The 22,120-nt window shown below is 46.1% G+C and carries 20 protein-coding genes; 9 read left to right on the forward strand and 11 right to left on the reverse strand.

Annotated elements, in window-relative coordinates; all coding sequences use genetic code 11:
* The first annotated feature begins 65 nt into the window (after nt 1–65).
* The 4 genes from AACV32_RS01895 (at nt 66) to AACV32_RS01910 (ending at nt 3,069) form a co-directional block, all read left to right on the forward strand.
* Nucleotides 66–1,781 carry a proline--tRNA ligase gene (locus AACV32_RS01895; protein ID WP_017047972.1) on the forward strand — a complete coding sequence of 572 codons (1,716 nt, stop codon included), beginning with the start codon at nt 66–68 and terminating at the stop codon, nt 1,779–1,781.
* Between the two features lie 140 nt (nt 1,782–1,921).
* The gene (locus AACV32_RS01900) at nt 1,922–2,563 is read left to right on the forward strand and encodes a tellurite resistance TerB family protein (protein ID WP_170894838.1); all 642 of its coding nucleotides are present in this window, start codon (nt 1,922–1,924) and stop codon (nt 2,561–2,563) included.
* A gap of 108 nt (nt 2,564–2,671) precedes the next feature.
* A complete protein-coding gene (locus tag AACV32_RS01905) occupies nt 2,672–2,878 on the forward strand; it encodes a YaeP family protein (protein WP_010319078.1) in 207 nt (68 codons plus the stop codon).
* Entirely contained in the window at nt 2,878–3,069 is a 192-nt protein-coding gene (locus AACV32_RS01910; protein ID WP_026028112.1) for a DUF4250 domain-containing protein, read from the forward strand. Before AACV32_RS01905 ends, AACV32_RS01910 begins: the two co-directional genes overlap by 1 nt.
* A 79-nt stretch (nt 3,070–3,148) precedes the next feature.
* Here the strand turns inward: AACV32_RS01910 and AACV32_RS01915 are convergent, their stop codons facing one another.
* Both AACV32_RS01915 and purL read right to left on the reverse strand, forming a co-directional pair.
* Nucleotides 3,149–3,382 (reverse strand): DUF3622 domain-containing protein, encoded by a 234-nt coding sequence (locus tag AACV32_RS01915; RefSeq protein ID WP_010319076.1) that lies wholly within the window; start codon nt 3,380–3,382, stop codon nt 3,149–3,151.
* A gap of 240 nt (nt 3,383–3,622) precedes the next feature.
* Nucleotides 3,623–7,519: a phosphoribosylformylglycinamidine synthase gene (gene purL / locus AACV32_RS01920; protein WP_170894839.1), complete on the reverse strand. Its 3,897-nt coding sequence runs from the start codon at nt 7,517–7,519 to the stop codon at nt 3,623–3,625.
* A 312-nt stretch (nt 7,520–7,831) separates the two neighbouring features.
* On the opposite strand from purL, the gene mltF reads away from it, so the two are divergent.
* Nucleotides 7,832–9,370 (forward strand): membrane-bound lytic murein transglycosylase MltF, encoded by a 1,539-nt coding sequence (mltF, locus tag AACV32_RS01925; protein WP_013857418.1) that lies wholly within the window; start codon nt 7,832–7,834, stop codon nt 9,368–9,370.
* A 209-nt stretch (nt 9,371–9,579) separates the two neighbouring features.
* Complete coding sequence (locus tag AACV32_RS01930; protein ID WP_254917022.1) at nt 9,580–9,714, forward strand: hypothetical protein; 135 nt, start codon at nt 9,580–9,582, stop codon at nt 9,712–9,714.
* A 37-nt stretch (nt 9,715–9,751) separates the two neighbouring features.
* Here the strand turns inward: AACV32_RS01930 and tadA are convergent, their stop codons facing one another.
* Nucleotides 9,752–10,267 carry a tRNA adenosine(34) deaminase TadA gene (tadA, locus tag AACV32_RS01935; protein WP_170894840.1) on the reverse strand — a complete coding sequence of 172 codons (516 nt, stop codon included), beginning with the start codon at nt 10,265–10,267 and terminating at the stop codon, nt 9,752–9,754.
* Nucleotides 10,268–10,287: 20 nt separating this feature from the next.
* Nucleotides 10,288–11,175 carry a LysR family transcriptional regulator gene (locus AACV32_RS01940; protein WP_017045589.1) on the reverse strand — a complete coding sequence of 296 codons (888 nt, stop codon included), beginning with the start codon at nt 11,173–11,175 and terminating at the stop codon, nt 10,288–10,290.
* 126 nt (nt 11,176–11,301) lie between these two features.
* Between AACV32_RS01940 and AACV32_RS01945 the strand changes: the two genes are divergently transcribed.
* Both AACV32_RS01945 and fghA read left to right on the forward strand, forming a co-directional pair.
* Nucleotides 11,302–12,435 carry an S-(hydroxymethyl)glutathione dehydrogenase/class III alcohol dehydrogenase gene (locus AACV32_RS01945; RefSeq protein WP_017045590.1) on the forward strand — a complete coding sequence of 378 codons (1,134 nt, stop codon included), beginning with the start codon at nt 11,302–11,304 and terminating at the stop codon, nt 12,433–12,435.
* Between the two features lie 51 nt (nt 12,436–12,486).
* Nucleotides 12,487–13,329: an S-formylglutathione hydrolase gene (gene fghA / locus AACV32_RS01950; protein WP_094123620.1), complete on the forward strand. Its 843-nt coding sequence runs from the start codon at nt 12,487–12,489 to the stop codon at nt 13,327–13,329.
* Between the two features lie 63 nt (nt 13,330–13,392).
* Here the strand turns inward: fghA and AACV32_RS01955 are convergent, their stop codons facing one another.
* The 5 genes from AACV32_RS01955 to AACV32_RS01975 all read right to left on the reverse strand — a co-directional run bounded on the left by AACV32_RS01955 (nt 13,393) and on the right by AACV32_RS01975 (nt 18,056).
* Entirely contained in the window at nt 13,393–14,952 is a 1,560-nt protein-coding gene (locus AACV32_RS01955) for an AbgT family transporter (protein ID WP_170894841.1), read from the reverse strand.
* Between the two features lie 256 nt (nt 14,953–15,208).
* Nucleotides 15,209–15,622 (reverse strand): type IV pilus modification PilV family protein, encoded by a 414-nt coding sequence (locus tag AACV32_RS01960; RefSeq protein WP_017045593.1) that lies wholly within the window; start codon nt 15,620–15,622, stop codon nt 15,209–15,211.
* Entirely contained in the window at nt 15,612–16,919 is a 1,308-nt protein-coding gene (locus tag AACV32_RS01965) for a hypothetical protein (protein ID WP_170894842.1), read from the reverse strand. Before AACV32_RS01965 ends, AACV32_RS01960 begins: the two co-directional genes overlap by 11 nt.
* Entirely contained in the window at nt 16,910–17,578 is a 669-nt protein-coding gene (locus AACV32_RS01970) for a PilW family protein (RefSeq protein WP_170894843.1), read from the reverse strand. The genes AACV32_RS01965 and AACV32_RS01970 overlap by 10 nt, the downstream gene beginning before the upstream one ends.
* Nucleotides 17,556–18,056: a GspH/FimT family pseudopilin gene (locus tag AACV32_RS01975; RefSeq protein ID WP_017043370.1), complete on the reverse strand. Its 501-nt coding sequence runs from the start codon at nt 18,054–18,056 to the stop codon at nt 17,556–17,558. The genes AACV32_RS01970 and AACV32_RS01975 overlap by 23 nt, the downstream gene beginning before the upstream one ends.
* 99 nt (nt 18,057–18,155) lie before the next feature.
* Here AACV32_RS01975 and AACV32_RS01980 point away from each other — a divergent pair, with 99 nt between their 5' ends.
* Nucleotides 18,156–18,590 (forward strand): type IV pilin protein, encoded by a 435-nt coding sequence (locus AACV32_RS01980; protein WP_170894844.1) that lies wholly within the window; start codon nt 18,156–18,158, stop codon nt 18,588–18,590.
* A gap of 109 nt (nt 18,591–18,699) precedes the next feature.
* Here AACV32_RS01980 and dnaJ read toward each other — a convergent pair whose 3' ends face one another.
* Together dnaJ and dnaK are read right to left on the reverse strand one after the other, a co-directional pair.
* Complete coding sequence (gene dnaJ / locus AACV32_RS01985; protein ID WP_026027474.1) at nt 18,700–19,842, reverse strand: molecular chaperone DnaJ; 1,143 nt, start codon at nt 19,840–19,842, stop codon at nt 18,700–18,702.
* A 286-nt stretch (nt 19,843–20,128) separates the two neighbouring features.
* Nucleotides 20,129–22,036 carry a molecular chaperone DnaK gene (dnaK, locus tag AACV32_RS01990; protein WP_017049444.1) on the reverse strand — a complete coding sequence of 636 codons (1,908 nt, stop codon included), beginning with the start codon at nt 22,034–22,036 and terminating at the stop codon, nt 20,129–20,131.
* Nucleotides 22,037–22,120: the final 84 nt, after the last annotated feature.

The raw sequence follows: 22,120 nt of genomic DNA on the forward strand, positions 1-22,120 counted from the left end.
TAGCGGCTTAATTCTAGCCTCTCATTGGAGAGCGCTTTTAACTATCATGAAACGGATACCATAGAATGCGTACCAGTAAATATCTTCTTTCTACTTTGAAGGAGACTCCAAACGACGCAGAAGTCGTGAGCCATCAGCTCATGTTACGTGCAGGTATGATCCGTAAGCTGGCTTCAGGTCTTTATACCTGGCTGCCTACTGGTCTACGTGTGCTGCGTAAAGTCGAAAACATCGTTCGTCAAGAGATCGACAATGCCGGTGCAATCGAAACCTTGATGCCCGTTGTGCAACCGTTTGAACTGTGGGAAGAGACAGGCCGCTCTGAGAAAATGGGCCCTGAGCTACTTCGCTTTACTGACCGCCATACTCGTCCGTTTGTGCTTAGTCCAACAGCAGAAGAAGTGATCACCAGCTTGGTACGCAACGAAGTCAGCTCTTACAAGCAATTGCCGCTGAACCTGTACCAGATTCAAACCAAATTCCGTGATGAGAGACGTCCTCGTTTTGGTGTGATGCGTGCTCGTGAATTCTGCATGATGGATGCCTATAGCTTTGATATTGATAAAGCAGGCTTAGAGAAATCTTACCAAGCGATGCACGAAGCTTACTGTAAAGCCTTCGATCGAATGGGGCTTGATTACCGCCCAGTATTAGCCGACACCGGCGCTATCGGTGGTAACGGCTCGCATGAGTTCCATGTATTGGCTGAAAGTGGTGAAGACATCATCGCCTTCTCAACTGAATCGGATTACGCCGCCAACATCGAAAAAGCAGAAGCCATTGCGCCAGCCGTTGAGCGCGCCGCGCCAACTCAAGAGATGACGCAGGTTGATACGCCAAACGCCAAAACCATCGCTGAATTGGTTGAGCAGCATGGCCTACCGATTGAGAAAACAGTTAAAACACTGTTTGTAAAAGCATCTGATGAGATCGATGCCTCTATCGTGGCACTGATTATCCGTGGTGATCATGAACTCAATGAAATCAAAGCCGAGAAACTCGCTGAAGTTGCCGCTCCGCTAGAAATGGCTAGCGAAGAAGAGATTCGCGCGCTGATTGGCGCAGGCCCTGGCTCTCTTGGCCCTGTTGGTCTTGAATTGCCGTTTATCGTTGATCACAGCGTAGCCGTCATGAGCGATTTTGGCGCAGGAGCCAACATCGATGGCAAACACTACTTTGGCATCAACTGGGGCCGTGACGTTGAGCTAGCGAAAGTGGAAGACCTCCGTAACGTCGTTGAAGGCGACCCAAGCCCATGTGGCAAAGGGACACTAATGCTCAAACGCGGTATCGAAGTGGGTCATATTTTCCAATTGGGTACCAACTACTCTGAGAAAATGAACTGTGGCGTTCTTGATTCTAATGGTAAAAACACCATTTTAGAGATGGGTTGTTACGGCATTGGTGTATCACGCGTTGTGGCATCAGCCATTGAGCAAAACAACGATAAATACGGCATCATCTGGCCTGACGCGATCGCGCCTTTCCAAGTGGCGATTGTCCCCATGAACATGCACAAATCAGAGCGCGTCCAACAAGCTGCTGAAAAGCTGTATGCGGAACTGACCGCAGCTGGTATTGAAGTGCTATTTGATGATCGTAAAGAGCGCCCGGGCGTAATGTTCTCAGATATGGAACTGATCGGTGTGCCACATACCATCATTATTGGCGATCGCAGTATGGATGAGGGCAACTTCGAATATAAACATCGCCGCAGTGGTGAGAAGTCGGCCGTCGCTATGAATGAAATAGTCTCCTTTATTAATGCTCAAATCGCCTAATAAAGTATGCTCTTGAAAAGGTTGCCTAAATGGCAACCTTTTTTATTTTGTCACCAGCCACAAAAGCTTTTTCAAGCATATTAATCTTCGATTCATCTACGGTGATCTATTCTTTAATCCATTATTAATGGAGGTGACCTATGGATCTAAAAAGTTTACTTAACCAAGCATTGAATTCAGACATCGTAAAACAAGGTTCAAGCCAACTCGGCGCTATCACACAAGATTCAAGTAAACTCAAAACCTTAGGAGCTGGTGCACTCGGTGGTGGCCTAATCGGTTTATTGATGGGCTCGAAGAAAGCAAAAAAAATAGGCACTAAAGTGATAGGGATTGGTGGAGCAGCGGCGCTCGGCGCACTAGCCTATAAAGCGTATAATGACTGGCAAGCAAAACAAACGACCACTCAACCGCAGTCTAGCTTTGACCCTAATGATGCTAGCCACAGCACGCTGATCCTAAAAGCGATGATTGCCGCCGCAAAAGCTGATGGTCATGTGGATGAACAAGAAATGGCGAAAATTGAGCAAGCCATCTCTGAAATGGGCGCAGATAACCAATTGCAGCAACTGGTAAAAAATGAGCTGCATAAACCGCTCGATCCCGCAGCTATTGCACAGTTAGCCACAACGCCCGCACAAGCGAGTGAGCTTTATCTGGCCTCTTTACTTATCGCCAATGAACAAAATTTCATGGAAAAAGCGTATCTGAACGAGCTCGCTAAGCAACTACAGCTAGCCGACGATCTGGTCATGGCGCTAGAGCAGCAAGTGAATGCTTAAAGTTTCATCACATGCAATCAGAGCTTGCGCAAACGCAAGTTCTGATTTTGTCTTTGCCAAACGTAATGTGTATATTGAGAGCCATTATCATTAGTTAGGATTTAATCTATGCAAGTTTACGGTTGTTGTGAATTAGTGCGCGAGCTTTATGCGCAGATAGGCAGTGGTGATCAAGCTTATATTCCTCAAGCAATCTCCTGCGCCATCAAAACCTTGAATGATGTCGCAGCAGACGAATCGCTGCCAAAAGCGGTTCGAGAGCAAGCAGCCTTTGCGGCAGCTAACTTGCTGATTTCTGATTTCGAGGATAAGTGATGAATTTAGCCAATTTTGCCACAATGGATCCAATCATGCTGATGAGCATCATCAATATGAAGCTACGTGATGATTTTAATGGCGATCTCGATAAGCTGGCGGATGACTTTGATATCGATCGGGCGGCATTAGAAGCTCGCTTAGCCAGTGCAGGCTTTGAGTTTTTACCGCAAATCGGTCAATTTCGTTAAGGCATAAAAAACCCGCTAATTTAAAGCGGGTTTTCGTTCAAATAACAGTTCTTAAAACACAGCACTCAGATTTTTTGTACTAAGCTTTTTTCTCTTTTCTTGCCAGAGCCTTACGCTCATTGCGTTTCGCTTGGTTCTCAATAAAGCCACTGAGCTCTTTTTCCGCCCAAGCTTGTGCTTGTGCTTCGCTTTCAAAACCCATTTCGCGCTTTGAAACAACACTTCTGCGAGAGGTCACTTGACGTACGATTTCCGCCGCCCAACCATTGCGCTTTTCAGTCACTTTGATGGTAAATTTTTTACTTTCTGACATTTTCGTTTTCCTAAGGGAATAATAAGGGATTACTCATCAACGTTTGTCGCGCGCCATTATATTATATGGCGGCGGATGTTGAACACCATCCCTTGGTAAGCGCGGCATTAGAGCACAAATCACAATTTTTTTCTGCATTTTTTACAAAAAATTCATCCTCAAAGTAAACAAAAAAGCCGCTGAGTTGCAGCGGCTGGAATAACAAGACTAAGTCGTTTCTCTCACTGGCGACAAGGTGAGTTACCCTAAGTTCTTACGTGCATTTTGGAACATACGCATCCATGGGCTATTTTCACCCCAAGAATCAGGATGCCAAGAGTTCGCTACCGTGCGGAACACGCGCTCTGGGTGCGGCATCATGATCGTCACACGGCCATCTTGAGTCGTTAAGCCTGTAATGGCATTTGGTGAACCATTTGGGTTGTTCGGATATTGCTGTGTGGCATGGCCGTTGTTATCCACAAAACGCAGCGCAACAGTGCCTGATTGTTCAATCGCCACTAAATGTGCCGTATCACGAACTTCAACGCGCCCTTCGCCATGCGAAACCGCAATCGGCATGCGCGAGCCAGCCATCTCATTAAAAAACAGTGAATCTGATTGCTGCACTTCCACTAAGCTAAAGCGCGCTTCAAAACGCTCTGATTCATTGCGCACAAAACGCGGCCATAAATCAGCGCCGGGGATTAACTCTTTCAAATTCGACAGCATTTGACAACCGTTACACACTCCTAGCGAGAAAGTGTCTTCACGTTGGAAGAAACTTTGGAACTGTTCACGAGCTTGTACATTAAACAGCACTGATTTCGCCCAGCCTTCACCCGCGCCCAATACGTCACCATAAGAGAACCCACCACATGCGACGAGGCCTTGGTACTCTTCAAGCACCGCTTGACCCGTTAAGATGTCGCTCATGTGTATATCGGTTGTTTCAAAGCCTGCGCGATCAAACGCTGCCGCCATTTCAACGTGTGAGTTAACCCCTTGCTCGCGCAAAATAGCCATTTTTGGCTTCACGCCTTTAGCAATATACGGTGCCGCAACATCTTGTTGCACGTCAAAGCTCAAACTGACGTTAAGACCTTTATCACTGTTATCTTGTTTTGCTGCAAACTCTTGATCCGCGCACTGCGGGTTATCGCGTAGCGCTTGCATCTTATGCGTGGTTTCAGCCCAAATGGTGCGAAGTTCGGTGCGGTTACGCACAACAATAGGTTGTTCACCAGCAGTAATGGCTAGTTCATCAGAAGCGTCAACACGACCGATAACGTGTGAACACGCTTGTAAACCATGCGTCGTTAGCGTCGAGATCACCGTCTCTAAATCGTGGTGACGAACTTGAATGACTGCGCCCAGCTCTTCATTGAATAACGCGGCCAACGCATCATCACCTAGCGCGGCGATATCGGCTTTCACGCCACAATGACCAGCAAAGGCCATTTCAGCTAGCGTAACGAATAAACCACCGTCACCTTTATCGTGATAAGCGATAATCTGCTGATTCGCGACCAAGGTTTGGATCGCTTCATAGAAGGCTTTAAGCTGCGCCGCATTATCTACGTCTGCGGGTTTATCACCCAACTGTTTGTAGACTTGTGCTAACGCCGTTGCGCCCAAGCGATTCTTACCATTACCTAAATCAATCAAAACCAGTGAGGTTTCGCCCTTATCGGTTCTTAACTGAGGGGTGATGGTGTTACGTACATCTTCAACACGAGCAAATGCCGTGATCACCAATGATAGCGGAGAGGTCACTTCTTTTTGTTCGCCATTTTCATCCCATTTGGTCTTCATCGACATCGAATCTTTACCCACTGGGATAGTCAGGCCGAGCGCAGGACAAAGCTCTTCACCGACCGCTTTTACTGCCTCATACAAACCAGCATCTTCACCTGGGTGACCCGCTGGTGACATCCAGTTCGCCGACAACTTAATGTGTTTGATATCACCGATATGGGTAGCGGCAATATTGGTGATCGCTTCGCCCACGGCTAAACGTGCCGATGCCCCAAAATCCAGCAAAGCAACTGGCGTGCGCTCACCCATCGACATCGCTTCGCCATGGTAAGTATCATAACTTGCCGCAGTGACCGCGCAGTTTGCTACTGGCACTTGCCACGGACCAACCATTTGGTCACGAGCGACCAAGCCAGTGACGGTTCGGTCACCAATGGTGATGAGGAAGGTTTTTTCTGCAACCGCAGGGAGACGCAGTATACGATCAATCGCTTCGTTCAATTCGATATCACGGCGATCAAGTGCTGGATTATTAACTTTCAGCGTCTTCACATCACGATACATTTTAGGTGTTTTGCCAAGCAATACGTCCATCGGCATATCAATTGGCGTATTGTCGAAATGTGAATCTTCCAATTTCAGTTCACGCTCTTCAGTGGCAATGCCCACAACAGCATAAGGCGCGCGCTCACGTTGGCAAATGGCGTCAAAGCGCGCCATATTTTCTGGCGCTACAGCCAGTACGTAACGCTCTTGTGATTCATTACACCAAATTTCAAGCGGGCTCATTCCCGGCTCATCGTTAGGTACATCACGCAGCTGGAAAATACCGCCACGTTCACCATCATCAACAAGCTCAGGCAATGCGTTTGAGATACCACCAGCGCCCACATCATGGATAAAGGCGATCGGATTCGCCTCACCGAGTTGCCAGCAGCGATCAATCACCTCTTGGCAGCGGCGTTCCATCTCTGGGTTTTCACGCTGTACCGACGCAAAATCAAGATCTTCCGCAGATTGACCAGATGCCATAGAAGAAGCGGCGCCCCCACCAAGGCCAATGTTCATTGCCGGACCACCAAGCACAATTAAGCTCGCGCCAACAGGGATCTCTTTTTTCTGCACATGCTCGTCGCGGATATTCCCCATCCCACCAGCAATCATGATTGGTTTGTGATAACCACGCACTTCTTCACCTGCGTGAGAGTTAACTTTCTCTTCGTAAGTACGGAAGTAACCTAACAAGTTTGGACGACCAAATTCGTTGTTAAAAGCCGCGCCACCAAGCGGGCCTTCCAGCATAATATCAAGTGCCGTGACAATGCGCCCCGGTTTACCAAAATCCGTTTCCCAAGGCTGCACAAAATTAGGAATACGCAAGTTTGAAGTAGTAAAACCGACTAACCCGGCTTTAGGTTTTCCACCAATCCCCGTTGCACCTTCGTCACGAATTTCACCACCGGAACCCGTTGAAGCGCCCGGCCAAGGAGCAATCGCCGTCGGGTGGTTGTGTGTTTCCACCTTCATTAAAATATGCGCTTTTTCATGGTGATAACCATATTGGCGTGTCTCTGGATCAGGGAAAAAACGCCCAACTTCTGAACCCACCATGACGGCGGCATTATCTTTATAGGCAGACAGCACGTGATCAGGAGTCACTTCATAAGTGTTTTTGATCATCTTAAACAGCGATTTATCTTGCTTAACGCCATCAATAGTCCAATCGGCATTGAAGATTTTATGGCGACAATGCTCAGAGTTTGCTTGAGCAAACATCATTAATTCGATATCGGTTGGATTACGCTCAAGCTTAGTGACGAAGCTTTCGAACAAATAATCAATTTCATCGTCAGCCAATGCAAGCCCAAGGGTAACGTTTGCTTTTTCAAGCGCTGAGCGGCCGCCATTCTGCAAGTCGACGTACGCTACGGGAGCAGGTTCAGCGACTTTAAACAGTGAGGTTGCTGATTCGAAATCGGTAAACACGACTTCCATCATTCGGTCGTACAGCAGTGAATAAAGCGTAACAAGTTGCGGTTGAGAAAGTTCGCGATCTAATTCGATGTAGTAAGCCGTACCTCGCTCTAAGCGCTTCACCTCATTCAAACCACAGTTATGCGCAATATCCGTCGCCTTGGAAGACCAAGGCGAGATGGTTCCAGGGCGAGGAGTGACCAGTAAAAGAAGACCTTGTGGCTCATGTTCTTGAATCGTTGGGCCATAAGTGAGTAGTTTCTCTAATTTTTCAAGGGATTGAGCGTCTAAATCCGCAGAGAGATCAGCAAAATGCATGAACTCCGCGTAAATACCCGATACAGGCAGTTGCTGTTCACGACAAAGTTCAACGAGTTTGTTAACACGAAACTCAGAAAGCGCTGGGGAGCCACGCAAAATTCTCATGTGCTTAGGTCTCTTATACAGTGGGTTGAGGTGTAATTGGAATGAATTCAAAATCATTAAAATACAATAAGTTAACAAAAGAAAACTGAATACATACCAATTTCACCTCGTGATTTCGAACGTATTATAAAGGAATTCTTTTTGTGACGTAACACCAAAAGCAACCGTTTGCGTCATTTTTTTTGTCAAATTTGAAATACAGCCACATTAGCGTGGTCGCCGACACTTTTTCATCCGTTTTTGATCTGAAACTTTGCCAATATGGCCGCCTTTGATATAAAGGCAGTAATTGATGTAAGAGATCGCTCATAAATGCCAAAGTATTATCTGATTCAGCTTCATCGCTCATTGTCCATTTTCCTACTCACTCTTTTTGTCGTCGGTTGCCAAATCGATTCAGATCCTAAAAGCGAGCTTGACCATATTCGTGAACGTGGCGTATTGCGAGTGGGTACGTTGAACAATCAACTCTCCTACTACATTGGCCCAGATGGCCCTGCAGGGCTGGACTACGAACTAGCGCGCGAATTTGCCAATCAGCTTGGGGTTAAACTAGAGATGAAACCCGCTTATCGGTTGTCTAGTCTCTTTCCTGCACTGAAAAATGGGGAAATCGACGTTGTTGCTGCAGGGTTAAGTCAATCGAATCAACGCTTGAATGAGTACAGAACAGGGCCCGCTTATTACTATGTCAGCCAACAAGTCGTCTATAAGAAAGGCAACTGGCGTCCAAGAAATTTAAAACAATTACTGGAAAAACAACCGGAACTGATTGCTGGGCATGAAGGTGACAGCGTTTTTTCTATCGTGAATGAATCCCACTTTGAAAATACGCTCAGCGACATTAAACAGATCTACCCAGAGTTTCAGTACAATGTGAATAATAACGCCGACGTTAACGACCTTTTAAAACAGGTTTCGAATGGCGAACTGCTATTTACCATGGCTGATTCGGTCGAAGTCTCGTTGTCGCAGCGAATCTACCCTGACTTAGCCGTCGCTTTTGAATTAACTGAAGATCAGCCTATCGCTTGGTATATGCGTCGCTCTGAAGATGAAAGCTTATACGCCTTGATGATTGAGTTTTTTGGCAACCTTAAACAATCTGGTCAATTAGCGGCCTTGGAAGAGAAATATATTGGTCACGTGGGCACGTTTGATTATGTCGATACGCGCGCCTTTATTAGAGCACTCGATGTCCGCTTACCAAAATGGGCCCCTCTTTTCCAACAATATTCTGACGAGTTTGATTGGCGATTGATTGCCGCCTTAGCTTATCAAGAGTCTCACTGGAATCCATTAGCTAAATCCCCCACCGGGGTCCGCGGTATGATGATGTTGACTCTCCCTACGGCAAGAAGTGTTGGTGTCGCCAATCGACTCGATCCGGAACAATCGATTCGTGGTGGTGTCGAATACCTGCGTCGGATGGTACAGCGTATACCAGACTCCATCCCAGAACATGAGAAAATTTGGTTTGCTCTCGCTTCCTATAACGTCGGCTATGGGCATATGATGGATGCAAGACGCTTAACCAAGCAACAAGGTGCGAACCCTGATTCATGGACTGAAGTCAAAGAACGCCTCCCTCAACTGAGACAAAAGAAATACTTCAGCCAGACTCGATATGGCTACGCGCGAGGTGACGAAGCCAAGGCCTACGTTGAAAATATTCGTCGCTATTATCAAAGTATTATTGGCCATGTTGATCAACAAAAGCAGATAGACAATAGTTCAGGTACTGATGATTTGGTTGTGATCAGTATTGAGGAGGAGGAGGCCGCGTTAGAAGCGATGGAATCGGCCGATGAGGCGCAGGATAATCAGTATCTCGACCCCGTAGCTCAATAAGCATAACAATAGCTAAATCTTCCACGTTGAACAAAAATTGCACACTTGATTTCCAAGTGTGCAGCCCATACATCAAAACGTGAAAAAGATCGTTTCCTAAGTTTCATATTATGGTAACAATCCTGCACTATAAAGGCAGATTAAGATTGTCATAAGGCACCCTAAACCATTAGGGATCATTGTCAAAACTCAGCAGTAGGAGGTTGTTTATGCTTAAACGTAAAAAGCTATCAAAACACCTTAATAAAACGGTGGCAGCGAACCGTCGTAAACGTATGTTATCCAATAATAAAAAGAAAATTATCTGGCGTAACCGTGCATTTATGCAATTAATCTCTGCTTAATCTTCAGCGGCAAACATCTACTCAAAGTGGATGTTTGCTAAAGCCCATCACTCTGTTGCTTATTCCGCTGTTTTTCCGCCTGTATCTCTGCGCGTCTTCGTCTAAAAAAAGATTGCAGTTGCTCCCGACACTCCTCTTCTAACAATCCTTTATCGACCGTCGCGTAATGATAGGAGGCTTGGCTTTCAAATAAATTCAGCACCGTACCGGCCGCCCCAGCTTTGAGATCTGGAGCGCCAAAGACAATCCTTTTGACTCGGCTATGCAGCAGTGCGCCTGCGCACATTGGACAGGGCTCTAAAGTGACGTATAAGGTAGTATCAAGCAAACGATAATTTTGTAACCGTTGACCTGCTTGACGCAAAGTCTGAATTTCAGCGTGCGCTGTCGCATCATGTTGACCAATAGAGGCATTCCAACCTTCAGCAATGATTTTGCCATCTTTAACAAGCACAGCGCCCACAGGCACTTCACCTGCTTGTTCTGCAAGATTGGCAAGCGCGATGGCTCGGCGCATAAACTTTTGATCTTGAACGGTAAACTGTGTATTCATATATCCTATTTTCTCTTTCACTAGCCTTTGCCGTTAGCGGACGATAGCCGTTCTGCCAGAAAATCCACCAGCAGCCTAACTTTTGAGGACAAATGGCGATTTTGTGGGTATAAGGCCCATACACCTTCACGATCATCTCGGTACTGATGTAGCACTTCTTGCAACTCACCCGAGAGCAAATACGGCTCTACATAATAGTCGGGCAATTGTACGATTCCAATCCCTTGCAACGCGGCATTCAATAACGCCACACCGCTGTTGCATTTAATTTTTCCTTTAACACCGATTTCACGAGAGCGTTGCTGATCCTTAAATCGCCAATAGTTCATAGTGCCTTGTAAACATTGGTGATGAACCAACTCTGACAATGAATAGGGGGTGCCATATTTCACCAAATAGTCAGGGCTAGCGCAGACAAACAGTTGTCGGTTGGATAACTTTTTGCCAATAAAACTCGAATCATCTAACTGCCCTAATCGTACGGCGACATCAATTCCTTCCGCAATCAGATCCAATTTTTGGTTAGTGAGTATCAGTTCCAACTCCAATTGAGGATGTAACTGTAAAAACTCATGCAGCAAAGGCGCGACTTTCTGCTCACCATAAGTCACCGGAGCGGTCACTTTCAGTAAACCTGACGGCGTTTGCTGCATCTGCGTGACAGCAAGATCAGCCTGCGCTAAGCCTTCAACCAATTGCCGACACTGATGATAATAGAGTTGACCCGCTTCGGTCAGGGAGACTCGCCGCGTGGTACGTTGCAACAACTTTACCGCCAAGCGCTCTTCTAATAGCGCAATACGTCGGCTGACATTCGCTACTGATGTCGATAGTTTGTGCGCTGCTGCGGTAAAACTTCCAGTTTCAGCCACCGCAACAAATTCATGAATGCCTTCCCAACTCGCCATCTTAATTATTACTGATAAGTAAAAGTGATTCTTATTTTAGACCGATTATCAAATTTCAAGAAGGGAATATACTGTCACTCTCCCCAACTCACTTGAAACTTCAAGTCATGTGCAAAGGAAAATCTTATGTCATCACATCAATTCATTAAATCTCGCGCGGCGATTGCGTGGGGGCCAAATCAACCACTAAAAGTCGAGGAGGTTGACGTTATGTTGCCCCAAAAAGGCGAAGTGTTGGTGCGTATTATTGCGAGCGGCGTTTGTCATACCGATGCCTTTACGCTATCTGGTGAAGACCCTGAAGGGATTTTTCCGGTTATCCTCGGCCACGAAGGCGGCGGTATCGTTGAGCGGATTGGTGAAGGGGTAACCAGCGTCGAGGTAGGAGATCATGTCATTCCCTTGTACACCGCAGAGTGTGGTGAATGCAAATTCTGTAAATCAGGTAAAACTAACCTGTGCCAAGCAGTACGTGAAACGCAAGGAAAAGGATTAATGCCTGATGGCACTACACGTTTCTATAAAGACGGCCAACCCATTTTCCATTATATGGGTTGCTCCACCTTTTCTGAGTATACCGTGTTGCCAGAAATTTCCTTGGCTAAGGTCAATAAAGCGGCGCCATTAGAAGAGGTCTGCTTGCTCGGTTGTGGTGTCACAACGGGCATGGGCGCGGTGCTCAATACGGCCAAAGTTAAACAAGGTGATACTGTGGCCATCTTTGGCCTAGGCGGCATCGGGCTTTCCGCCATTATTGGCGCAAGAATGGCCGGTGCCAGCCGTATTATTGGCATTGATATCAATGAGAGTAAGTTTGAGCTTGCTACTCAGCTTGGTGCAACGGACTGCCTGAACCCGAAAACTCTGACTAAGCCAATCCAAGAAGTGATTATTGAGATGACTGATGGCGGTGTTGATTTTTCTTTTGAGTGCATCGGTAACGTCAATGTAATGCGCCAAGCGTTAGAATGCTGCCATAAAGGCTGGGGAGAATCGGTCATTATTGGTGTGGCTGGCGCGGGCCAAGAAATATCAACTCGCCCTTTCCAATTAGTGACGGGCCGAGTATGGCGTGGTAGTGCATTTGGCGGCGTAAAAGGCCGCTCGGAACTGCCACACATTGTCGAGCGCTATCTGGCAGGCGAATTTGGTTTGCAAGAGTTTATTACCCATACCATGGGTTTAGAGGATATCAACCAAGCCTTTGATTTAATGCATAAAGGCGAAAGTATTCGTTCTGTGATTCATTTTGACCAATAAGCCTTAATAGTCAGCCCTTTTCTCTTAAAGGGCTGGGTGGGGAAACTTGCTATGCACATTGAAAACATTAGCCAAGCCAAAGTATTTGAAGGCTGGCATAAACAGTACACGCATTCATCACAAGTACTAGGGTGCAGTATGCGTTTTGCTATTTATCTTCCACCTCAAGCGGCCTATCAATCGGTTCCGGTGTTGTATTGGTTATCCGGCTTAACATGCAGCGATGAAAACTTCATGCAAAAAGCTGGCGCATTTCAAAGCGCGGCTAAGCTCGGTATCGCGATTGTTGCCGCCGATACCAGCCCAAGAGGTGAAGGTGTTCCTGACGACCCGCAAGGAGCGTATGATTTTGGCCTTGGCGCAGGATTTTACCTCAACGCAACTCAAGCGCCTTGGGATAAGTACTACCAAATGTACAGCTACATTGTGCAAGAACTTCCAGCCTTAATAGAGCAACATTTTCCCGTAAACCAACAGCGAGCGATTGCAGGACACAGTATGGGTGGCCATGGTGCATTAACCATCGGATTGAAAAACCCTCAACGCTATCGCTCGATTTCAGCCTTTAGCCCGATAAGCAACCCAATACACTGCCCTTGGGGGCAAAAAGCATTTCGCCACTACCTTGGTAATAACCAGCAAGATTGGAAACAATACGATGCGGTTGAATTGCTCACTACTCACTCATCATCCTTACCCATTTTGGTTGACCAAGGAGAGGAAGACCCGTTTTTACACGAACAGCTTAAACCTGAACGCTTACTCGCCGCTGCACAAGCGAGCAATAGCCCACTCTCGTTAAGAATGCATAAAGGTTATGATCACAGTTATTTTTTCATTCAAAGTTTCATTGATGATCACTTAGCATTTCACGCGCAGCATCTGCACAAATGAAATTGAAAAAGCCCGCGATACACTCGCGGGCTTTTAATTCAGACTCGATAAATAACGTTAACGCTACAAGCTGTATGTGTAAGGCGCTTGCACCCCTAGCGGAATACCAAAAACCCAGTAAGCGAGCAGGAACAGCGTCCAACCAATCAGCATCGCAATGGAGAAAGGCATCATCATTGAAGCCAAGGTGCCAATGCCCGTCGATTTTACATAACGTTGGCAATACACCACGACTAATGGGAAGAAGACCATCAGTGGAGAGATAATGTTAGAAACCGAATCGCCCACGCGGTAAGCCGCTTGCGATAGCTCGGGAGAAATCCCTACCGCCATCAGCATAGGTACCAGAATTGGACCAATCAATGCCCATTTTGCCGAGGCCGAACCCACCAGCAAATTAACGCTAGCCGTGAGTAAAATCATCCCCACAATCGTTGCTTGGCCGGGTAAGTCCATCGCTTTTAAGCCTTCAGCGCCATACAATGCCAACATAGTACCAATATTAGACTGACCAAACGCTGATAGGAACTGAGCACAGAAGAACGACATCACTATGTATGCGCCCATCGTAGCCATGGTGCCAGACATCGCTTTTATCACGTCATTACTGTTTTTAAAGGTGCCAGCCACTCGGCCATACACAATTCCCGGAATAATAAACAAGATAAAAATCAAAGGAACGATCGACTTCATCACTGGCGCAGAAAAGGCCGTTAGCTCACCATCAGGCGAACGCAGTGCTGAGTTTTCTGGGATCAAAGCCGCTACTAGTAATCCAATACCTACCACCATTGCCCAGCCAGCAAAACGAAATGCTCTCGATTCCGTTGCGCTGAATGTTCCTAGATCTGGCGCTATTTCCGCATCTTCATCGACAGGCATATTCGCTAGACGAGGTTCAATAATTTTCTCAGTCACATACCAACCAATCGCAACGATGATCACCGAAGATAAACCCGTGAAGAAAATGTTCGCCAGCGGATTCACTATGTATTGAGGATCCAAAATTTGTGCGGCGGTTTGTGTAAAACCAGCGAGCAAAGGATCAATACCAGAAGGGATAAAGTTCGCTGAAAAGCCACCAGAAACACCAGCAAATGCGGCTGCAATACCGGCCAGTGGATGACGCCCTGCCGCATGGAAAATAATCCCACCCAGAGGAATAACCAATACATAACCAGCATCAGCAGCCGTATGCGACACTATCGCCACCAAAATCAGCATCGGTGTTAGTAGTTTCGCTGGCGTGAAATTTAGCATTTTCTTAAGGCCTGTAGTGATAAACCCTGAAGAATCAGCCACTCCCACACCGAGCATGGCAACCAGCACGATACCTAGCGGCGCAAAGCTGGTGAATGTGGTCACCATATTAGCTAGAAAACTCGCGAGCGCTTTACCTGTCAGTAGGTTATTAACTTGCAGTGCTTCACCCGTTCGAGGGTTGGTCAAATCAAATGTCACATTCGATAACAGTGCCGATGAAACCCAAACAATAATCAGTGCCCAGAAGAACAAAATCGCAGGGTCAGGAATTTTATTTCCTGCACGTTCAATAAAATTTAAAAAGCGATCCATACCGCTCGGCTTCGGAAATGGTGCTTGTTTTACGACTTGGTTACTCATTCGTAACTCCATATGTGATGTTGCTGCTGTAGGCCTATATCAATTTATTTAGCCGACCTATTAATCGTCGGTTATTCTATAAAAAAGCCTCAACCAAAGCACAAGCTTCTACAGTTTTTTACAAAAACGGGGACATATTTTGCAAAAATGGCATTCCGCCACAACAATCCAAACACATTCTTATGCTCTTTTTTCCTACAAATCAGTAACCAATTTGCAAAATCAAATATTTCATTTTTGTATAAGCATCGAGACGCTAATCAAACTCACTGAACTGCGAAATCATGGTTTTCAGCTCAACCGACTGCTTATTTCCCTGACGATCATGCCAATAGGACTCAATATAAATGGTTTTCAGTGAGCCCGATAAAGAGACCGTTGGTACTGACCAACTGAGTGTATAAAAGGGATGTGAGTGATCTTGTCCGTTGACAATATCACTATCAAAATTCGCTGGCGTGAGAGTAGAAATCGCGGCAGAAGCGCCACGGCTACGAAACCATTCCAACTTTTGTTCGGCCAAATGTAGTGCTTCGATACTATGAACGGCAAAATCCGCCTTTTGCTCAACCAACACTTGTAATTTGACCAAACCCAGTGCCCCAACACCAATTAGAACAAACGATATCATTACTTCTATTAGGCTAAATCCTTGCTGCTTAGAGATCATTCCATGAACCTTTTTGCCATCTAGGTGGAACCGAAAAGGAAAAGCTGTTTTCAATATCACTGTTATATTGCAAACGTAGCGAGTTATAAAATAGTGCTATCTGACCTTGGGTATCAAAGGCCATTCCTCCGGTAAATTGAAAAGATCCCGACTGTAAGTAGGTAGCGTGCTTTGGCGTCAAGGTGGTAGCGCTGCCGTACAATGTTTTTATCGGTGCATCAAAATTAGCATTGAGATCCGCGATGAGTTCAGTATCAAATCCATTCCAATTTGCCGTATCAGCGGCAAATCCACTGTTAAAATGAAAGAGCACCCCTTGAATGCTGCCACTCCCTCGAATCCCTAACACGCCATTATGCACCAGCAAAAAAAGGTAAGTCCCAGGATGAGCATTTTGTATGGTTGACATTGTATCAATCGATGCTTGGTTCAGTTGACAACTGCCATCAATCCATACTTGATTCGGCTGACCAAGAACCAAAGCACCTTTAAATTTCGAAACACAATCAACATCACCACTGGTCATTGTGTAACTCAAGAACTTAAATTCGGTATCGTCGCGTGCTTTTTCCCATTCTCCCCGTTCGTAACCAAAGAGATCTTTAAATGGGTTTAGCGTTTCATCTCGGTAAATATCATTTTTGACATCGACTGCTTCATAAAGACCGCTACTATTTTTCCAAATACCGCTTTGTGAACTACTGTTCGTTTTATGCGTCGGCGCACAATCGGCACTATTGTCAAAAACAGCGCTTGGTTTTTGAATAGCACTCCCAACACCATTATTTGTCACTCCCGCCGTAGCAATAACATATTTAGCAACGGCGATAGCCGCGCATTCATATTTCCCATCACTATTTTTGGGCCCGGGATCTGGTGGAGAAATAAGTGTAGAGCCAAACACTATTAAGTCTGAAGTAGAGCGAATGGCTCCTGGACTTCTCCCACGTTGAAACAGAATGTTCTTTTTCAACGTCGTCATTTGATACTGGGACATAAGTGTACTGACGTTAGTAGGGTCTGCAGAGAGGTACGTTAACTCTAAATCGACACACAAGGTATTGAGGTTATTTGGAATTGAACTATTTTTATTGTTCACAATATGGCTATAACCACACTCAAGCCCCCCTTCTGCTCGCCAATGCTGTTGCCTCGCTTGCACCTCATTTTGTGCTCGTTTTATCTGAAAAAAGAGCGAACGGTATGAGCCTAATGCCACCACTAAAGCGAGCACCAACAAAAGCGTGGTGATCAATAACGTTACAGTGCCTTGCTGAGCTTGCTTCATTACTGCCAATTCCTTTGTTTTATTGCCACTCCAAATGATGTTGATACACGGCTATCCCCCACCAACTCTGCTGCCATAGAGATCGTCATGTAGGCTGAGCTCACTCCATTCGCCGCTAATGATGCTCGCTGGACTTTAAAATGAGTCACATTAATCTGGTTAGTATCAAAAATAGCAGAGCAACCAGCCGTCGCTTGGGAAACGGTTTTGGCCCCTGAAATCACAGACGTCGGCCTGTCACAGACACCCAACGCGCCAGAAGTCATGACAAACCCAACATTTCTGATCTGTTTCGTTGCCCCCGTATCATCAAGGTAGGCATACGCGAGCGTTGATTGGTCGGCCGAAATAAAAACGATATCATCGCTATCCAATAACGTGAGTGAGTTACCATGACCGCCATCATAACCTGCACGTTGAATATCTTGTTTGAGGTATTGCAGCGCGCCCGTCACTTGTTGCAGTAGCAGTAGCTCCTTGCCTCTTTCGGTCGCTACCTTCTGCCCAGTGATGAATACAGAGCCGATAATGGCTATCGCAATCAAGCCAAGCATGGATGCCACCATGAACTCAATTAACGTTGCTCCCATCTGCTTGGTTTCAGCGATATGAGCTTTATAGGTATGCTTTTTTGCTCTCGGTATGTTAGCTGCACTGCTTAAAACCAAAATAGTCTCCTCCATTACCACATAGGCGCATTCGTCCTGAAGGTCTATAGGTCGTGAATTTGAGTGCACCTTGGTGTGTTGAAAAGTCAAGGCTCCCATTTACAGCTCGGCCATTAATGGCTTCAAAATGGATCTGATTTGACGGGTAATTCACCCCCAATTCAATATTTCGATAAGGTTGCCCCGATAGCGATGAAATCACTTGCCCCCCGGGATAGGTTCCTGAATTAGTCAGCACGATTTGCCATTCACCTTGGCTATTAACCGAACCCGACATGACAATATGCGCCCATAGCGGCTGCTTTCTCATTACTGCTTCCGAACGGGCGCTCATCATCAAGCCATTAATCTCACCCGCTAAACGTTGCATCTTTTGCGTATCACTGACTTGTTTGAAATTGGGAGCCGCTATCGTTAGTAAAATAGACAAAACGGAAACCGTGATAAGCAGCTCAAGTAAAGTAAACCCGCGAGCCATTTCCCAAATTCCTATGTAATTAAAATATGAAACAAAATTCACCTTGCGCGAATGCTATCACCTAATAAAAATAGCGGGTAAATCAACAAGGAACTCCACGTGATAATTCGAAATTCTAAATGCAACAACCACAACCGGCGGTCGTTCGGGATGACATTGATCGAATTATTGATTGCGGTTGTGATTATTGGCGTACTGTCTGCAATCGCTTATCCAAGTTATACCAAACACGTTTTAAAAGGACACCGAACCACCGCACTCGCCGATATGGGGAGAATTCAACTGGAACTGGAGCATCACTACGATAAGGGTTATGACTGGAGCGGGATCATTTCAGGGGGAAATTGCGTCATCTGTGAAAGCGATGCTGAACGCTATCAGTTTTCAGTCGCCAGCTCCGCAACCAGTAGCTACACCATCACCGCGACGGCGCAGAGCACCAGAGGCCAAGACAAGGATGAATGTCTAACCAGCGATAAGGTCATGACATTGAAATCAACCAACGAATCCGCACCAAGCGCATGCTGGAAATAGAACATCACAAAGGTTCAGTTTGTGAGGGGAGGAGAAAGTCATCCTGTATCAGGAACGAATAAGGCCTGCATTGCAGGCCTTATTGGATAGATAATAATTCAACAGTGAATTAGCTGGTTAAATCATCGAAGAACTTTTTCACGCCATTAAAGAAACCTTCCGATTTAGGCTTATGCTTATTTGCCGCTTCACCACCGCAAGTTTCTTCAAATTCACGTAATAGTTCTTTTTGACGCGCGCTCAGTTTCACAGGTGTTTCAACCACGAGTTTGACAACCAAATCACCGATCGCCCCACCGCGTACGCCTTTCACACCTTTACCACGCATACGGAACATGCGCCCTGTTTGCGTCTCTTCTGGTACTTTCAAGTTTACACGACCATCGAGTGTTGGAACTTCAACTTCACCACCAAGTGCCGCCATAGCAAAACTTACAGGGACTTCACAGTATAAGTTGTTGCCATCGCGTTCAAAAATGTGGTGCTCTTTGACGTGAACTTGTACGTACAAATCCCCCGCTGGAGCGCCCATTTCTCCCGCTTCACCTTCGCCAGATAAACGAATGCGATCGCCCGTATCCACACCGGCTGGAATTTTAACATTAAGCGTTTTGGTTTTTTGCTTACGCCCCTGTCCGTGACACACGTTACATGGGTCTTTAATGATCTTACCTTTACCATGGCAAGTCGGACAGGTTTGCTGTACAGCGAAAAATCCTTGGCGCATCTGTACTTGGCCGTGACCATGACAGGTTCCACACGTTTGCGCAGACGAGCCTTTCTTCGCGCCAGTACCTTCACAAGAATCACAATGGACCAGTGTTGGCACTTCAATCTCTTTCGAACAACCACGAACGGCCTCTTCTAAAGACAGTTCCATGTTGTAACGCAAGTCAGCACCACGTTGTGCACGCGCTTGACCACCGCCCCGACGACCACCACCGAAAATGTCACCAAAGACATCACCGAAGATATCACCAAAATCAGCACTGCCGCCACCAAAGCCGCCACCGCCCATTCCGCCTTGTTCAAAAGCAGCATGACCGTACTGATCATAAGCCGCTTTCTTTTGCGAATCGGTTAAAATTTCATACGCTTCTTTTACTTCTTTAAACTTGTCCGAAGCGCTGTCATCCCCTTGGTTTCTATCAGGGTGAAACTTCATTGCTAGGCGCTTGTACGCCTTTTTAATATCGCGCTCAGAGGCATCTCGGCCTACGCCTAATACTTCGTAAAAATCACGTTTTGACATCTTCTTCGTCACCAATTTGTTACCGCAAACGACACGCTGCCGCTTGGTGTTTATATCGACCTAACTAATGGCTCTAGATTCTAGTGAATTCAAACTAAAAAGACACTGTTAGTTAGATGGACACCAATGAGTTTTCATTAATTACAGACATACGGGCGTAAGAGTTACCCCAAACGCCCGCATAATACCGTTGATTTCATTCTTCTCTTAGAGAAGTTAGGGTGGGTTAAACTCGCGAGCCACCCAACCCTAGCCCTCCCCGTTGAAAAGGAGGGAACTCAATCAATTACTTTTTGTCTTCTTTGACTTCTTCAAACTCAGCGTCAACGACATCGTCTTCTGCAGACTGTTGTTGGCCTTCACCCGCTTGTTGTGCTTGAGCTTTTTGCTGAGCGATCTCCATCAGTTTTTGAGCAGCAGCCATAAGCACTTGAACTTTAGCGTCGATCGCTTCTTTGTCTTCACCTTTCTTCGCTTCTTCAAGCTCAGTAATGGCCGCTTCAATCTTCACTTTATCGTCAGCAGGAAGAGCATCACCCGCTTCTTCAATTTGCTTACGAGTACCGTGAATCATTTGGTCCGCTTGGTTACGTGCTGTCGCTAACTCTTCGAACTTTTTGTCCGCTTCTTTGTTTGCTTCAGCTTCTTGGACCATTTTCTCGATTTCAGCATCGCTCAAACCGCCAGACGCTTGGATAGTGATCTTCTGCTCTTTGCCTGTTTGTTTATCTTTCGCAGACACGTGCAAGATACCATCCGCATCCAAGTCAAACACAACTTCAATTTGTGGCATGCCACGTGGTGCAGCTTGAATACCTTCTAGGTTAAATTGACCTAGCGATTTGTTGTACATGGCTTGCTTACGCTCACCTTGTAGAACATGGATCGTTACTGCATTTTGGTTGTCTTCAGCGGTAGAGAATACTTGATTCGCTTTAGTTGGAATCGTTGTGTTTTTCTCAACCAGCTTAGTCATCACGCCACCCATTGTCTCGATACCGAGAGACAGAGGCGTTACGTCAAGTAGCAGTACGTCTTTTACTTCACCCGCAAGCACACCACCTTGAATGGCCGCACCAACAGCAACCGCTTCATCTGGGTTAACATCTTTACGCGCTTCTTTGCCAAAGAATTCAGCCACTTTCTTCTGAACCATAGGCATACGAGTCTGACCACCCACTAGGATAACGTCAGTGATGTCGCCGACAGACAAGTCTGCATCAGCCAGCGCCACTTTTAGTGGCTCAAGCGAACGCTGAACAAGGTCTTCCACTAGAGATTCTAGTTTCGCACGTGTCACTTTCACGTTCATGTGCTTAGGACCAGCAGCATCAGCGGTGATGTAAGGCAAGTTCACATCTGTTTGTTGCGCTGATGACAACTCAATCTTCGCTTTTTCTGCGGCTTCTTTTAGACGCTGCATCGCAAGTGGATCAGTTTTTAGGTTGATGCCTTGCTCTTTTTTAAACTCATCAACGAGATAGTTGATCATGCGGTTATCAAAGTCTTCACCACCAAGGTGTGTGTCACCGTTAGTTGCTAGAACTTCGAATGTTTTCTCGCCTTCAACTTCATCGATCTCGATGATTGAAATATCAAATGTACCACCACCAAGGTCGTATACCGCGATAACGCGATCGCCACCTTGTTTGTCCAAACCATAAGCAAGTGCAGCCGCTGTTGGTTCGTTGATGATACGTTTTACTTCAAGGCCTGCAATACGACCTGCATCTTTCGTTGCTTGACGTTGTGCATCGTTAAAGTATGCAGGAACCGTAATAACGGCACCAGTAACTGGCTCACCAAGAAAATCTTCAGCTGTTTTCTTCATTTTCTTCAGAACTTCAGCTGAAACTTGAGGAGCGGCCATTTTTTGGCCTCTTGCTTCAACCCAAGCATCGCCATTATCAGCCTTCACGATTTTGTAAGGCATGATTTCAATATCACGTTGAACTTCTTCGTCTTCAAAACGACGACCGATCAAACGCTTAATTGCAAATAGCGTATTGGTTGGGTTTGTTACCGCTTGACGTTTTGCAGGCTGACCTACTAGCGTCTCACCATCTGTATATGCAATTACCGATGCAGTTGTACGTTCACCTTCAGCGTTTTCAATAACGCGAGGTTTGTCGCCATCTAAAACAGCAACACAAGAGTTAGTAGTACCTAAGTCAATACCAATGATTTTACCCATCAGGCTATCTCCAAATAAATTCTATTTTTGTTTTATGCTACCCCCTATGTGGGGGAGGGAGAACAGGGTTTCAACCCTTACTCA

Source organism: Vibrio sp. B7 (assembly GCF_963888765.1).
Classification (GTDB): domain Bacteria; phylum Pseudomonadota; class Gammaproteobacteria; order Enterobacterales; family Vibrionaceae; genus Vibrio; species Vibrio anguillarum.

Excerpts from the sequence above, each read along its gene's own strand:
- AACV32_RS01895 (WP_017047972.1), top strand. The coding sequence starts at position 66 with ATGCGTACCAGTAAATATCTTCTTTCTACTTTGAAGGAGACTCCAAAC.
- AACV32_RS01900 (WP_170894838.1), top strand. The coding sequence starts at position 1,922 with ATGGATCTAAAAAGTTTACTTAACCAAGCATTGAATTCAGACATCGTA.
- AACV32_RS01905 (WP_010319078.1), top strand. The coding sequence starts at position 2,672 with ATGCAAGTTTACGGTTGTTGTGAATTAGTGCGCGAGCTTTATGCGCAG.
- AACV32_RS01910 (WP_026028112.1), top strand. The coding sequence starts at position 2,878 with ATGAATTTAGCCAATTTTGCCACAATGGATCCAATCATGCTGATGAGC.
- AACV32_RS01915 (WP_010319076.1), bottom strand. The coding sequence starts at position 3,382 with ATGTCAGAAAGTAAAAAATTTACCATCAAAGTGACTGAAAAGCGCAAT.
- purL (WP_170894839.1), bottom strand. The coding sequence starts at position 7,519 with ATGAGAATTTTGCGTGGCTCCCCAGCGCTTTCTGAGTTTCGTGTTAAC.
- mltF (WP_013857418.1), top strand. The coding sequence starts at position 7,832 with ATGCCAAAGTATTATCTGATTCAGCTTCATCGCTCATTGTCCATTTTC.
- AACV32_RS01930 (WP_254917022.1), top strand. The coding sequence starts at position 9,580 with ATGCTTAAACGTAAAAAGCTATCAAAACACCTTAATAAAACGGTGGCA.
- tadA (WP_170894840.1), bottom strand. The coding sequence starts at position 10,267 with ATGAATACACAGTTTACCGTTCAAGATCAAAAGTTTATGCGCCGAGCC.
- AACV32_RS01940 (WP_017045589.1), bottom strand. The coding sequence starts at position 11,175 with ATGGCGAGTTGGGAAGGCATTCATGAATTTGTTGCGGTGGCTGAAACT.
- AACV32_RS01945 (WP_017045590.1), top strand. The coding sequence starts at position 11,302 with ATGTCATCACATCAATTCATTAAATCTCGCGCGGCGATTGCGTGGGGG.
- fghA (WP_094123620.1), top strand. The coding sequence starts at position 12,487 with ATGCACATTGAAAACATTAGCCAAGCCAAAGTATTTGAAGGCTGGCAT.
- AACV32_RS01955 (WP_170894841.1), bottom strand. The coding sequence starts at position 14,952 with ATGAGTAACCAAGTCGTAAAACAAGCACCATTTCCGAAGCCGAGCGGT.
- AACV32_RS01960 (WP_017045593.1), bottom strand. The coding sequence starts at position 15,622 with ATGATCTCTAAGCAGCAAGGATTTAGCCTAATAGAAGTAATGATATCG.
- AACV32_RS01975 (WP_017043370.1), bottom strand. The coding sequence starts at position 18,056 with ATGGCTCGCGGGTTTACTTTACTTGAGCTGCTTATCACGGTTTCCGTT.
- dnaJ (WP_026027474.1), bottom strand. The coding sequence starts at position 19,842 with ATGTCAAAACGTGATTTTTACGAAGTATTAGGCGTAGGCCGAGATGCC.
- dnaK (WP_017049444.1), bottom strand. The coding sequence starts at position 22,036 with ATGGGTAAAATCATTGGTATTGACTTAGGTACTACTAACTCTTGTGTT.